Below are 14,250 nucleotides of genomic sequence, written 5' to 3'. Positions count from 1 at the left end.
CATTCAAACCTACACCTAATAATGTTCATCATTCGCTAGGATATAATCCCCGTATCCCGGAATTCTTCCACGAAACTATCCAGCCAATCCGAACCATAGTCCAGCGCACCCATATCACTCTCAATAAAAGCAACATCTAGTCCCATCACCCAGAATCGGCGAGCAACAATAAAGAGATCAACCGCCTGCTCATCTTCGGCAGAGAAACTTCTGACTGAACGATATCCTGCCATGAGCGCATCCCATAATGCTGCTTTTCGCTCATCAGACTGCCTTTTTCGAAATTTCACTTGAGCTAAATCATAGGCACGCCAGCCTTTGGCTGCCCACTCGAAGTCATAATGGATGAACTGATGTTCCTGTTGAAACACATTGTTATTTCCATGCATATCGCCATGGCACAGACCAAAGTCCAGCTCTTGTCTGGAAGTGGCAACGATGCGTTCTTTTAACGTTGTGGCAAACGTATGGAGAAATGCTGCTGCTTCATTGTTCTCACCGATATAGTGGATAATTCGCTCAAGGGGTTCGTCAATAAGTAACTTCAGATCCAGCTCATATCGTGGCAGCTCCATGTTCACCTGATCCATAGCCTCATGCAATTCAGCGGCAGATTGACCAAAAACGTAACAAGACTCCTCATCCTCCAGGTTGTTCTCCGTACCCTCAATATACCGAAACATTACAGCAACCCGCTTGCCTTCCGCAGCCTCCAACACCGTATATCCCGTATGATCTTTCTTCTCGATGTATTCTCCAATGTCGGTATGTTCCGCAGAACCTAGAACGTTCTTCAGTTGAGACAATAATGAAAGCTCATACTGAACATCTGCCTCCGTGATTTCAGTGCGGTAGATACGGAGAATGTACATGCCACTGGACGTGCGAACCCGGTAAGTATCATTCAATCCTCTAAGCCAAAACAAACATTCTTCCCATGTTCCAATGTCATAGTGATTCCTCAATGCAGACTCCAGGTACCTGGGGTTAAGCACTGAACGTAAAGCAGTCGGTTGAATGGACATATGGTTGCTCCTTCGGTTTAATATGATTATTTCTAATCTAATAGACGATGTAATCCTTTCACCTATCAACCTATAACATAGTATATTTTTCGTTTATTTTCCAGAATATATATTTTGATAAACAAATACTCTTTAGACTCCTATAGCTCCATCTCTCTCATCAGCAGGTTAGATAGGGCTATTTACATTGACTCGCTTTCCAGGTTTCAGCAGGTTATTACACTCTGGGTCGGTGCCAGCACTCGACAATGCAGCACATTCACGAAAGGCAAAATGTTTGCACCCCCTGCATTTCTGAACATCCAGATGCACTAATGCATAATTGATGGCTTCACCCGTGTGCTCAAACATATGATCCGGACCAATCCGTTCAATCAAACCTGTTCTCTTCAACATTTCCAACGGTTGCGCCTGAATGCCTGAAAGTAAAATCCTGCCCCCGGATCTCTCCATATGTTTGACAACACGGGCCAGATTGGATTCACCTGTTGTATCCATAAAAGGCACCTTGCCCATGCGCAACAGCAGAGTGCCTGGTCGACGATGAATCGAATCCATGACCGACTTCTCGAACATATCCGCTGCGCCGAAAAACAGTGGCCCTTCAATTGTGTATAGGCTTATTTGCGGACAGTCATGTCCTTCTCGAACCATGTGGGCCATGACTTTCTCATGTTTATGATCAGGATCGGGCAGTACTTTGGCAACCTTCAACATCTCACTCATCCGTTTAACAAATAAAAGGACAGCCAGAATCAACCCAACCTCTACAGCCGTTGTTAAACTTGTAAATACGGTCAGCAAAAAGGTAATCAGCAGAACGAGTGAATCACTCGTTTTGGTTTTCATGACATGTATGAAGGATCTCCGTTCACTCATATTCCAGGCAACCAGCATGAGAACGGGAGCCATACTGGCAAGAGGAATGTGCGATGCATATGGCGCAAAGAGAACAAGTACCAGCAAAACCACCACACCGTGAATCACGCCAGACCATGGCGATACTGCGCCGGATTTGATATTTGTTGCTGTACGTGCAATCGCTCCTGTTGCCGGAATACCACCAAATAACGGCGTCACCATATTAGCAATCCCCTGCCCAATCAACTCTCGATTGCTGTTATGCCGACTTCCGGTCATGCCATCGGCAACAACTGCGGATAGCAGCGATTCAATTCCACCCAGCATGGCGATGACAAAAGCGGGTTGCAGCAAGTTCACGATACGTCCCCAAGTGATCTCAGGCACATGAAACTGAGGCAATGAGTTAGGTATCGCGCCAAAGGACGAACCAATTGTAGCCACCTGCCCTTCAAAAAAGAACGCCGCGACTACCGTCGAAAGAACTAGCCCCACCAGTGATGCAGGCACCTTTGGTGCAAACTTGGGCACAAGCAGAAGAACAGCCAGACAGATTCCAGCTGTAAGCACACTGTATATATTAATCGTCGAGATATGCATCCCGATTTCTTTCATATTGGACCAGAAATCCTCGTGTTTCTCGATGCCTCGAAGTCCCAGAAAGTTCGTTATTTGTCCGCTAAAAATAATGACGGCGATCCCTGCCGTAAAACCGATAGTCACCGGCTTTGGAATAAACTTAATTAATGCCCCAAGCTTGAATACGCCCATAAGTACAAGCATCAAACCGGCCATCATTCCGGCGATCAGCAGATTCTCATATCCATACTGCATCACAATGGCAAATAGGATCGGAATGAATGCCCCCGTTGGCCCGCCAATCTGGAACTTGGACCCACCCAGCAAGGAAATGAGAATCCCTGCGATGACTGTGGTATACAATCCATACTCCGGTTTGACCCCGGAAGCGATGGCAAAGGCCATACCGAGTGGAATCGCAATGATACCTACAATCAGTCCTGATAACAGATCCTTGCGAAAAGCGGCAGCATTGTACCCTGCATATCTCCCCATCCATTTCATGTACCAAAACCTTCTTTTCTTCATATATTTGAATATTTGAATATATTTAAAAGACTACTCCCCTGCATACGTCCTGTCAATCGGATTACGCACAATCCCAGCAGGAACCTAACACAAAAAAACAAGAACCTCCGGAGCTTACACCCAGTTGCTCTTGTTTATTGTGTCAGGACTCTTTACGAATATCTTCCAGCATGGAAATGGCATCAACCAGATGATTGTCAAAAATCTGTTTGGTGACTGCCAGCAGGTCCTTAATCAGCGGATCACGCAGCGAATAGGTAACGGTTGTCCCTTCTTTGATTCCGTGGACAACATTTTTGCTGCGCAATACAGCCAGTTGCTGTGAAACGGCAGAGCCTTCCGATCCCAGAATGCTTTGCAGTTCATTCACGTTCTTGGCTCCTTCACTCAGCAGCTCCAGAATCTGAATCCGCATCGGGTGTGCCAACGCTTTGAAAAAATCCGCTTTAAACTGTTGTATGCTCTGATTCATAGGCTATGCCCCTTCAATCGAACTTTTGAAGATGCAAATATCATAACATAGATGTTATCCTAAGCCATTATAAGAACAGACGGTTGTTATCTATTAATAGGTTTGTTAAACGAACAACACACTACAATTTAACCCCAAATCCCAACTGTCCATATTCATTCCGATAACCCGCGACCCATAACTTCCCATTGGATACCCAATACATATTTTTATAACTTGTTTCGATTAGTGATACGTTTTTATAGGAATTTCTCGCTTCCTCAGTACTTGCAAAATTAACTGTACCTGCACCATATCCCATAAATAACATTTCATTTTGAACAGTGACTACCAATGCTCCCTCATCCCCAGCGGAAATAGCCTTGTATGCAAGATCGACTCGAGGATACGTCATCTCTACACCATTCAATCGAATTGGTCCTCTGTTAATCATCAGAGGCTTGTACAACTTCTGGGTAACATTGAAACCCAACCGACGTGAAGTGTTATCACCCCAAGCCCATAGATTCCCCTTTTTATCCAGTGCTATCAAATAGGGCCCGTTATCTCCAGCCGATGAGATTTTTTTGATATTTTTGAATCCTTGCATTGGTGTAGCTGTAGTTTCTTTGTCCTTCATATTGGTGTTCCAATACCACACTGTACCATCCTTCTTAACGGCGTAAGCACGATCAAGATCGCCAATGGTTACGTCCACAACATCTCGAATATTGATTTTTCGATGATGATTCTTCAAGAGTTTCATACCTGTGCCACCGGCTCCTCCAAGCTGATAGACATTCCCCGAATTCGTTAACAATACGACACCCTTCCCGTAAACACTTAAATCCTTTATCGTCTCAGGGATCAGCGTGATTTTTTGGGGTGTTCCCGTCATTGTTTTGATTCCTAAATAGTTCAAGTCTCCCCAGCCATAAAGTTCGCCTTGCTTGGTTAGATACAGTGAAAAACGTTCTCCTGCCCCTACTTTCACTACATTAGAGAGCTTATTAATTTTTGTTACAGGCAGTACTGGATGAACACTATCCTTAATTTCGTTATGTAAATTATCTCCCCAACCATATATCGTTCCATCTGCAGTCAAGACAATGACATGTGTGTTGCTTGCTGCTACGGATACAGGTTTAACGATTTGTTTAATCTGTTTTGCTGTAGTTACTGTCGGTGCTGCTGCACCTACACCATATTGTGTATAATCTATTTCATTCTTAACCGGTGGAGTGTACCCGTCTTTAAACTTGTCAAATGGACCAACTTTAATGTAATCCGGATCTTCATATAAGTGACTCGTGTCAAGATTAGGCATAGCTAGAGGATATCCCGGTGATACAGTTGACTCTTTCCCTCTCTCATTATAAAAAGAGATTGAAATATAATCATTCTTTACTTTAGAGGGGTCAATGCTCAAAGTGGTTACACTAAAATAACCATTTTTATTCGTCATTACTTGTGCCTCATACAAGCTAACATGTTCACTTTTACCACTTGTATTAACGTCAAGTGTACTAATCTGCAATCTCACGTTCTCATATGCTGAGTCTGTTGCCACTCCTTCAATGAAAATAGTGCCGTCCTCGTTAGGTTCATACCTCAAATCCACAATAGGCCCCTCATCCGCATACACGGTTTGATGCTGGCTATTGACGATGGAAGGTAGTAGAAACATTAGAACTAAAGTCCACCTCACAAGTTTTCTGAAAATCAAAACATCTCCTTCTTTCTATAAGAATATCATTCTTAATATATAGCAGAAAGGGAGTTATTGGAATCGGAAAATATATATCCATCATAGAAAAAGCTCAACCATCCGCTTGTAACTGCATGGTTGAGCTTTCTCTATATGATCTGTAGCATAGTCACCACAACTGCCGAATCGTCAATTCACTCTATTCAGCCTTTAGTCATTTCAGATGTGGATGAATCTACTAGATGGAGCCGTATTCAAACCAGTCAAAGTCCGCTACCTGATCGGAAGAAGTACCGTTGCTGCTGCTAAACATTCCGATACAACAGCCAACAAAGCCGCCGGCTACTTCGGTGCTCAAGCTACTTGTATCAACCTGTTCCGCGACCAGATGATACTGACTTCCATCTGTGCTGTAATAGAAGTTTAGTTGCTGACCTGTTGCGGCCAGTTTGATATACACCCGCGATACATCACCCTCCAGCGCGATTTGCGCAATGTGGCTATCCTGACCATCTATAACGGTCACCACACGTAGCACCTGCTGTTTATCCGCCAGAGCACGCTCAATCCGTACGTGATACAGATCGTTCTGAATGACGACAAGACCAGCCGTTTCGTTGGCATTCCCGGGCACAAATTCCATCGCTGTAGCTGCGACATAATCCATATGCCTTTGACGCAGACATACAAAGCTGGAATTTTCTTTTTCCTTCAATGTTTGCGGTTTCAGCTTCAGTCGCAAGTATCCTTTTCGTTCGGTTAATGAATAGAGATCCTCCTGAGGATTGCGCAGGAACATCCATTGCAAGCCCAGTTTATCACTGTCAAAATGGTCAAAACGCAGTTGCGGCTCTACCGGAACAGGCTTCAAATCCAACGTGCCCTGCTCCTCCAGGATTCCGCGGCCCTCATTGACAACAGGCCATCCGTCCTCCCAAACAACAGAAGCAAGGAACGTCTCCCGCCCCAGGTTGCTATAGCTCCCTCCATATGGACGCGAAGCAAGCATGACCATGAACCATTGACCGTTCGCAGCCTGCACCAAGTCGGCATGTCCTACATTAACAACAGGGTAACGTTTACCCAAATGGCGATGTGTAATGATTGGATTATTCGGATTCCCGACGTATCCTTCGGTCAAACTTTTACTACGAGCAATGGTCACGGCGTGGTTTGGCCCTGTGCCTCCCTCTGCAATCAATAAATAGTAATATTCATCGATCTTATACAGATGCGGGCCTTCCGGCCAGATGACATCCACCATCGCCCCGCGCCACAGAACGTAACTGTCTCCCACCAGCTTCATACTGCCCAGATCAAGCTCTCTCAGCCAAACTTCCCAGTTCCCATTGTAACGAACTCCCTCAGAGCAAGGACGTGTACCAAGGTAATACGCTTTGCCGTCATCGAAGAAAATTGTAGGGTCTATGCCTTCTGCGCCTTCAATAAAATAAGGATCAGACCATGGCCCAGCCGGGTCGGTAGCGGTTACAACAAAATTGCCGCCATGTGATACATTAGTTGTAATCATATAGAAGGTGCCTTCATGATACCGAAGCGTTGGAGCGAATATCCCCTGTGAATGGCCTGCTCCCTGAAGATTTAATTGCGAAGGGCGGTCCAGCACATTTCCAATCTGTTTCCAATTCACTAGATCACGGCTCTGAAAGATCGGAACGCCAGGAAAATAGGCAAATGTTGATGTCACCAGATAAAAATCTTCACCCACCCGGCAGACGGATGGATCTGGATAAAACCCGGGCATAATCGGATTATTAAACGTGCATTGTTCGACTTGATTTGAATTTTTCATTCTTTTACCCCTCCAATGGTTAGTCCAGTCACAAAGTATTTTTGCAAGAACGGATACAGTAAAACGATCGGCATTGCCGTCACAACCGTGATTGCTGCCCGAATAGACACAGGCGTCACCATGTTGGTTACATTTTTGAATGAATCCACGTTGACGGTTCCCCCCTGTGAGGTTGCAGAGGATAACAATTTCATCAGTTCATACTGCAAGGTGGTCAAATTCCGATTTCCTGCCGTGTACAACATGGAGTCAAACCAGGAGTTCCACTGACCTACAGCAATAAACAGTGCAACCGTAGCCAGAACCGGCTTGGATAGGGGAAGCACGATACGCATGAAAATCCGAAAATCTCCGGCTCCATCCATCTTCGCGGATTCAATCAATCCCTCAGACAGTCCCTGAATGTAGGTACGAATGACGATCATGTTGAACACCCCGATCAACCCGGGAATAATGTATACCCAGAAGCTGTTCAGCAGCCCCACTTGTTTGATCAGCATGTATCCCGGAATTAAGCCGCCGCTGAAATACATCGTCATGACAAACAGCGTTGTGACCAATTTGTTGAACATATACTCCTTGCGGCTCAGCACATAGGCCAGCATGGCTGTACAGAACAGCTGTACAACCGTTCCCACCACGGTTCTGGCGACCGAAACAAATGCGGCTTGTGTCAGATTCGGGTTTTGGAATACGGAGACGTAATTTTGCAGCGTCCATTCCCTCGGCCAGAGATAGATGCCCCCACGGATCGTATCCAGCCCGTTATTGAAAGATACGGCAATGGTGTTTAAAAAAGGATATAACGTAACAACCATGACAAGCAACATAAATATGCCATTGGTGATAGAAAAAATAGAGTCTCCCAAGCTTCGGTTTCTACTAAATCGTTTCACAGCTCTGCCCCCTTATCATATCAATCGCTCTTCACCAAGAGACTTGGCAATCCCGTTGGCGATAAATATGAGCACCAGACTGACCACACTTTTGAAAATGCCTGCTGCGGTGGCAAGTGAGTAGTTGCCGAGATTAATCCCGTATTTCAAAACAAAAATGTCGATCGTCTCGGATACATCCTGCACAAGTCCGTTCCCCAGCAAGTATTGAATCTCAAAACCCGCGTTCAGTACGTTACCAACGTTGATGATAAGCAGGATAATAATCGTTGGTTTGATGCTTGGAAGCGTGACATTGAACATTTTACGAAACCGTCCGGCTCCGTCGATGGAAGCTGCCTCGTACAAGCTCGGATTAATCGACGCCATGGCCGCCAGATAAATAATCGTGCCCCAGCCAATTTCCTTCCACATGCTGGACAGACCTACAATCCCCCAGAAGTACTTTGGTTCGGCAAAAAAATTGATCGGTGCATCAATCAGGCCCAATTTCGTCAACAGCACATTCACTATTCCTGTTTCCGTTGATAATACATTCGCAACAATACCTGTTACGATGATCCACGACAGGAAATGCGGAAGGTAGGAAACCGTCTGTACCACGCGTTTGAACAATACCATTCGCAGTTCATTCAATAAGAGCGCCAGACCAATTGAGCCGACAAATCCCAGAAACAGACTGATCAGGCTCATCGCCAGCGTATTGCGAATGACACGTAAAAATGTAGGGTCCGTGAATAACGTTCGAAAATGATCCACCCCCACCCAATCCTGCTCCATAAAACCAATGCCCGGTCTATAATTCTGAAACGCCATCAACCAGCCCCATAATGGTCCATACGCAAAAATAGCGATAAACGCAATAAACGGAAATGACATCCACATTAATTGTCGCTGACTTTTCATTCTGGACAGGTTGTACCCGATCCAGCTTGTTCCCGCCGGGATATGGCTGGTTTTTAACGAAGGCTGCAACTCCTTTTTGGCCATGTTTTTTCTCTCCTTGCTTACGAGTTTATCTATATCACCCAGTCTGGGTGAATCGATTCCATTCCTATTCAATCTCCCAATCTAGCGTGTAAGAAAGGCTACGGGGTTCCCCATAGCCTTTCTGTGTGACAGGCCTTTATCCCCACAGTTCCATACGTCTACGGACTTCTTCCGTCAGCGCATCTTCATACGCTTTAATATCTGCACTTTCCTTGAGCGTGGCTTGATATTCTTCCCAAGCCTTATCAAATTCGGCTGGTGAGGTCATAATCACTTTGGGTAGCCATTTGCGTTTTACATCGTCCATTTTCTGTCTGGCGATGGTCTCCGGTTTATTCGGTTCAAAATTATAGGTATAGATTGGGAACCACGGTTCATTTTCCTCCGCAGGCTCAAGGAAGTCAGTAAACTTCGTATATCCATAAGCCTTCAGCACTTTTTTGTCGATGTCATTCAATGTGGCAAGGTACTCCTCCGGCTGCTCCTTAGGGTCAAGGGCATTCTTCCCGTCAGCGGTCATGCCTTCATGATGCGGGAAATAGACCAACGGGCTTCCCGTGTTTGCCAGCACCCAGTCCGGATCTTTGGAATTCGCACGTTGTTCTTCATTCCTGAAGAACACACCTTTGTCATCGACTTGGTAATCCACGCCTTCCTGTCCCCAGGTTCTCAATACCTCCATCTCAGGGTCCAACAAATCATTAATATATTGAAGTGCTCCCTCGATATCCTCGCAGCTCTTTGTAATGGCCAAACCACCATTCACGTTAAGGATTGGATTGTTCTGATAGCGCCCTTTAACATCCTCGGAGAGTGTAATGGACAACGGTACATAGGTTTTGTCATACAATTTTTGCTTCACGAGTGATGCCTCGGCGTCAAGGAATTGCCATCCTTGATCCACCATGCCCAGCACACGTCCGGTTGAAATTTTGGAGATATACTGATCATAGTTTGCTGTAAAGGTTTCGTTATCGACCAAACCTTGATGATATACCTCATTGATCTTCTTGAAATATGCCTTCGCTTCCGGAATGGTATTATAGTTTTTGGCCGTCAGCGTTTCTTTATCAACGATGGCTGCGCCTTCGTTAGGATAACCAGCCATGAAGAGCGGAGGGTTCTCCAGTGCGAAATAACGCCAGTCATAGGAGATAATTTCAAATCCAATTGTTGGCTGACCATCAATGGTCGGGTGAGCTGCTTTATACCGTTCAATCAAGTCGAAGTATTGGTCAAGCGTTTTGATTGTCGGATAATTATCCCACTCCAGTACGGCCTTCTGAATCCAGAATGCTTCTCCGTCATGGGATACTTTCATCGACTTTTCTTGTATATTGCCGAATTGAGGAATGAAGTAGATATGTCCATCCGTCGTATTTTTCATCTTCTTCCAGTCTTCGCCCAGGTAATTTTTGATGTTTGGATATTTATCGATGTAATCCTCAAGAGGTACTAACGCTCCTGCTGCTACCAGTTGCTGAGTACCATCACTCCCATCGATAAAATCGGGATATTCGCCGCCTGCAATGAGTACACCAATCCGCTCTTTGGCTGTTTGGCCCGTAAGCCAGTCCATCGTGACTCTGGCGCCTGTTTTCTCCTCAATAGCCTTTAACACCCGATTATCGTCAGGCGCAATTTTTCCCGGTACGGCAAAAAATGCGGAAAATTGTTTCAATTCCCTTCCATCTGCTGTCTTTTCCCCTTTCGAGGACGATCCCGGTGTACATCCAGTGAGTGCGATGACCAGTATTAAAGCGAGCAGAGCACTATACTTGATTCTTTTTCTAACATCCTTTTTCATCATGACCCCTCCATCGATTATATTGACAGAAGCTTTTTGGAAAGCGCTTTCCAAAGGCTGACTTAAAATTATCATGCTTCCATGCCCCTCTCAACGGGATAAACTATAGATGGAATCCCACTAATTCCAGCATCTGCGAAAAAAAATATCCCGCCGCTCCGTCAAGGAGTGCAGGATGTTAATCAAGAGAGTACGCAGCATGGGCACTTTTACGATATTGTGCAGGAGTCTCCCCCATGAGTTTCTCGAACCGGCTAATAAAGTAATCGGAATCCCGATATCCCACCATTGTTGCGATTTCGTATACTCTTTGATCTGTTCTGCGCAACAGCCGGGCGGCTTCCTCAATACGCAATTGATTCAAATAATCACTGAAGCTGATCGAGAAATGCTTTTTGAAAATCTGACCCAGATATGCACTATTCATGTAAAACTGCTCCCCGAGCAATTTCAGGCTGATATTTTCTCTGTAATGCTCGTGAATGAAGGCCTCAATTTTGGCTAATACGCCCATCGCATTTGACTTTTGCTGCTCCTTCAGTTTCTCTGCGCATATGAGCGAGAATTCGCATAAATGTTCAATGTTTTCCTCCATGGATAACATCGCGTAGTTCACCTTCAGAAAAGTCGATCCCATCAACCCCGAATCTGGAGTAACCGTATCGTTATTCACGAGATCCAGCAATGTGTATGCCAAATAATGCAAGTGGATGCGGACAATACCAGGCTCGATTCGCTCATCCAGAAAAAATTGAAAAATGGCCTTTGCATGACTGTATAACTCATCCGTCTGCTGTTCCTCAATAGACTTGACTAGCCCATCAAATAATTGTTTTTCGAACTGTCCCGGCCGATTAACAAATAAGGTCGTATCCATAAGTTCGAAATAATAAATGGGCCTGCAAGTGGTGAAGAAACGTAAGCTTTTCATTATGCCGCAGGATTGATAAGACTCGTGCAGCGCCTCCAACTCATGTACTTCCTTCCCGACATAACAAGCAATAGCCGCCTCTTGACCATGGCTCAGATCGGTATGTAATCGGGTCAAATATTGCTCCAAGGTCACTGCCTCACGGTTCACCATCAGGTCCGTAACCATAAGCAGAACCGCATTTTTATCACCTGTGAAGGGCTTCAAAATTTGTCCCGGCAAGGGCTTGCCCACCCATGCCTCAACCCGAGCGCACCAATCCGTTCCCTGTTCTGGACCGGCTTCCGCCTCAATCAGGACGCAACGCAGTATGCCGACATCTTGATAGTGGGACTGCAGACTCGTAACAGCATCCTCCTCAGCCACCCCAAGCAAGATTGACTGCATATGCTGAGCCATAATAATTCGATCTTTTTTTTGCTGATATCGCTTCTCTTCCGTCCGCGCATTAAATGCGACCCTGAACTCCTCAAGCACCTGAACCAGTTCGGTCTTCACAATAGGCTTGAGAATGTAGTCATCCACCTGGTATTTAATCGCCTGCTTGGCATATCCGAACTCATAGAATCCACTTAGAAGAATCAGCTTGATGTCACCGTTATATTGCTCGTACAAGGTTTTGGCAAGCTGCATTCCGTCCATTTCCGGCATCTTAATGTCGGAAATCACCAGATCGGGCTGCATAGCGCGTATGCACTCCAATGCCTGCATACCATTGGAGGCCTGACCGCAAATCTGAAATCCGTATGACTCCCAATCAATTAACAATAGAAGTCCTTGGCGAATAAATGGCTCATCGTCCACAATCAGCACGTTGATCATATCCTCGCTCCTTATTCTTGAGATGCCTGCATAAGAGGAATTTGAATGTCAATCGTTGTTCCCTTCCCCTTTTCACTGAATATGTGCACCTGAACGAAATCATCAAAATACATCCGCAACCGAATATATGCATTCATCATACCAATGCTGCTAAGCTCGCTCATCCGATCCATACTCGGGTCTTGCATCATTTTGTGGAGCGAGGCCAGCTTGTCCTGATCCATACCGACTCCGGTATCTCGAATGGAAATGTACAGCTCATTACTTCGAATTTCGAATAATACCTCCACGACCCCATCATTCGACGTCCCCTCAATACCATGGATACAAGCATTCTCCACAAAGGTGAGAACGGTTAGCTTGGGTATCATCATGGCAGCAATGGATTCGTCTGTGATCCGGATTGCAAATTGCAACTTTTCACCAAAGCGATACTGCTGGATACTCAGATAACTCTCCACAAAATTGATTTCCTCTGCAATTGTAATCAGATCATCGCCCCAATTGATCGTCTGACGTAACAGCAGTGCCAGTTTATGAATGACATCGGAGGTTTCAAGCTCGTCCTTGATCAAACTCCGCATACGGATCGTTTCAAGCGTGTTGAACATGAAATGGGGATTCACCTGACTCTGAAGGGCTTTCAGCTCCGCCTGCTTTTTGGAGAGCTCAAGGGCGTGCCGCTCCACCTGGCCCTTAAACACAATCTCAATCAGGTTCTTGATCTTGATGACCATCATGTTATAACTATGGGTCAGGCTGCCGATCTCGTCTTTGCCCACAGGTCCCGATATCACCTCAAATTTCTCATGCTTCACTTGATCCAGGTGCTTCGCTATCCGATCAACTCTGATGACCAGTGATCTGGATATCAACCAGATTAGCAGTGTCGGCACCAACAGATTAAGAATGATTAGTAAAGTCAAATTAAGCTTGGAATTAACAATCTCCGACAGAACGTCCAATTTCTCCGTGCTGACGACAATCTGCCAATCCTCGGATACGACGGGAATCGATTGCATGGATTGAACAGGATCAATTGAACTGTTTGCAATCAGATTAAATGGCTTGCGCATCTGATTCATTTTTGAATCGTTCGAGAAAATGACCCTGCCATCCGAAACGACATACACCTTCCCATTTGCTCCCTCATTTTTAAGCGATTTGTTGATGAAAGCGTAGTCCAGATCAACTTTTAACACCTTTTCAACCTGTTGCTCCCCAAAGTAATCCAGCTTACGAATAATGCTTACTTTGCGTCCTCCCTGACTTTGCGACATCTCCGCCTGCTGTTTGTCAAAATACGAATAGATCATGATATGGTCGCTCGTTTTCATCAGCGCTTGATACCAATCACTTTTCTTCACCTCTTCATCCAGCTTAATAAAGTTTCCTCCATTGACGAAGGTATCATTGCCAACATAAAACGTAATTTGATTCACCTGCTGGTAGCTGTAATAGTACCTGACCAGATTGTTGTTGCTAAGCATATCATAGTAGGCAGAGTAATAGTCTTCCTGATCGCGATACTTGAACTCCATGAACCGGTTCAGCGTTCCATCGGTATAGAGAAAATTGGACACATACAAGCTATTGTCTATACTGTTCCGCAGGTTAAACTTGATCCTTTGCTGCATTTCATTGAATCGGCTATGCTCCTTCTCTTCAATGTTACCTTTGATGCTTTGGTAAAACACGGTATTTGTGACCAGGACCGGGACCAGCACACAAAAAATGAACAATATGTACAACTTGGTTTTGAGACTCCAATCATCCAGAAACTGAATACGCTTACAGTATTTCTTGCGGCTCATGTTATGTCTTTGTCTCCTCTAACCA

10 protein-coding genes are annotated in these 14,250 nt (G+C 45.1%); all 10 read right to left on the bottom strand.

From position 1 onward, the window contains the following. Window positions 1-35: 35 nt before the first annotated feature. Window positions 36-1,025, bottom strand: a complete 990-nt coding sequence (locus tag MKY01_RS04375; protein WP_339285539.1) for a phosphotransferase — start codon at window positions 1,023-1,025, stop codon at window positions 36-38. 168 nt (window positions 1,026-1,193) lie between these two features. Next, window positions 1,194-2,969 carry a sulfate permease gene (gene sulP / locus MKY01_RS04370; protein WP_339285537.1) on the bottom strand — a complete coding sequence of 592 codons (1,776 nt, stop codon included), beginning with the start codon at window positions 2,967-2,969 and terminating at the stop codon, window positions 1,194-1,196. 166 nt (window positions 2,970-3,135) lie between these two features. Next, window positions 3,136-3,465 carry a metalloregulator ArsR/SmtB family transcription factor gene (locus tag MKY01_RS04365; RefSeq protein WP_017690603.1) on the bottom strand — a complete coding sequence of 110 codons (330 nt, stop codon included), beginning with the start codon at window positions 3,463-3,465 and terminating at the stop codon, window positions 3,136-3,138. A gap of 121 nt (window positions 3,466-3,586) precedes the next feature. Beyond that, window positions 3,587-5,131: a hypothetical protein gene (locus tag MKY01_RS04360; protein WP_339285535.1), complete on the bottom strand. Its 1,545-nt coding sequence runs from the start codon at window positions 5,129-5,131 to the stop codon at window positions 3,587-3,589. Window positions 5,132-5,390: 259 nt separating this feature from the next. Then, on the bottom strand, window positions 5,391-6,965 hold the full coding sequence (locus MKY01_RS04355; protein ID WP_339285534.1) for a glycoside hydrolase family 43 protein: 1,575 nt from the start codon (window positions 6,963-6,965) through the stop codon (window positions 5,391-5,393). Then, window positions 6,962-7,861: a carbohydrate ABC transporter permease gene (locus tag MKY01_RS04350; RefSeq protein ID WP_036668326.1), complete on the bottom strand. Its 900-nt coding sequence runs from the start codon at window positions 7,859-7,861 to the stop codon at window positions 6,962-6,964. The genes MKY01_RS04355 and MKY01_RS04350 overlap by 4 nt, the downstream gene beginning before the upstream one ends. Before the next feature lie 15 nt (window positions 7,862-7,876). Further along, window positions 7,877-8,851, bottom strand: a complete 975-nt coding sequence (locus MKY01_RS04345; protein WP_036606005.1) for an ABC transporter permease subunit — start codon at window positions 8,849-8,851, stop codon at window positions 7,877-7,879. Between the two features lie 136 nt (window positions 8,852-8,987). Further along, window positions 8,988-10,661: an extracellular solute-binding protein gene (locus MKY01_RS04340; protein ID WP_339285532.1), complete on the bottom strand. Its 1,674-nt coding sequence runs from the start codon at window positions 10,659-10,661 to the stop codon at window positions 8,988-8,990. Window positions 10,662-10,836: 175 nt separating this feature from the next. Further along, window positions 10,837-12,411 (bottom strand): response regulator, encoded by a 1,575-nt coding sequence (locus tag MKY01_RS04335; protein WP_339285530.1) that lies wholly within the window; start codon window positions 12,409-12,411, stop codon window positions 10,837-10,839. Window positions 12,412-12,422: 11 nt separating this feature from the next. Further along, window positions 12,423-14,225, bottom strand: coding sequence for a sensor histidine kinase (locus MKY01_RS04330; RefSeq protein ID WP_339285529.1), 1,803 nt, complete (start codon window positions 14,223-14,225; stop codon window positions 12,423-12,425). Between the last annotated feature and the right edge of the window lie 25 nt (window positions 14,226-14,250).

Origin of the sequence: Paenibacillus sp. FSL R5-0486 (assembly GCF_037975155.1) — a bacterium.
Taxonomy (GTDB): domain Bacteria; phylum Bacillota; class Bacilli; order Paenibacillales; family Paenibacillaceae; genus Paenibacillus; species Paenibacillus amylolyticus.
Note: the sequence above shows the minus strand (reverse complement) of the source record. Positions and strands in the feature narration are given on the sequence as shown.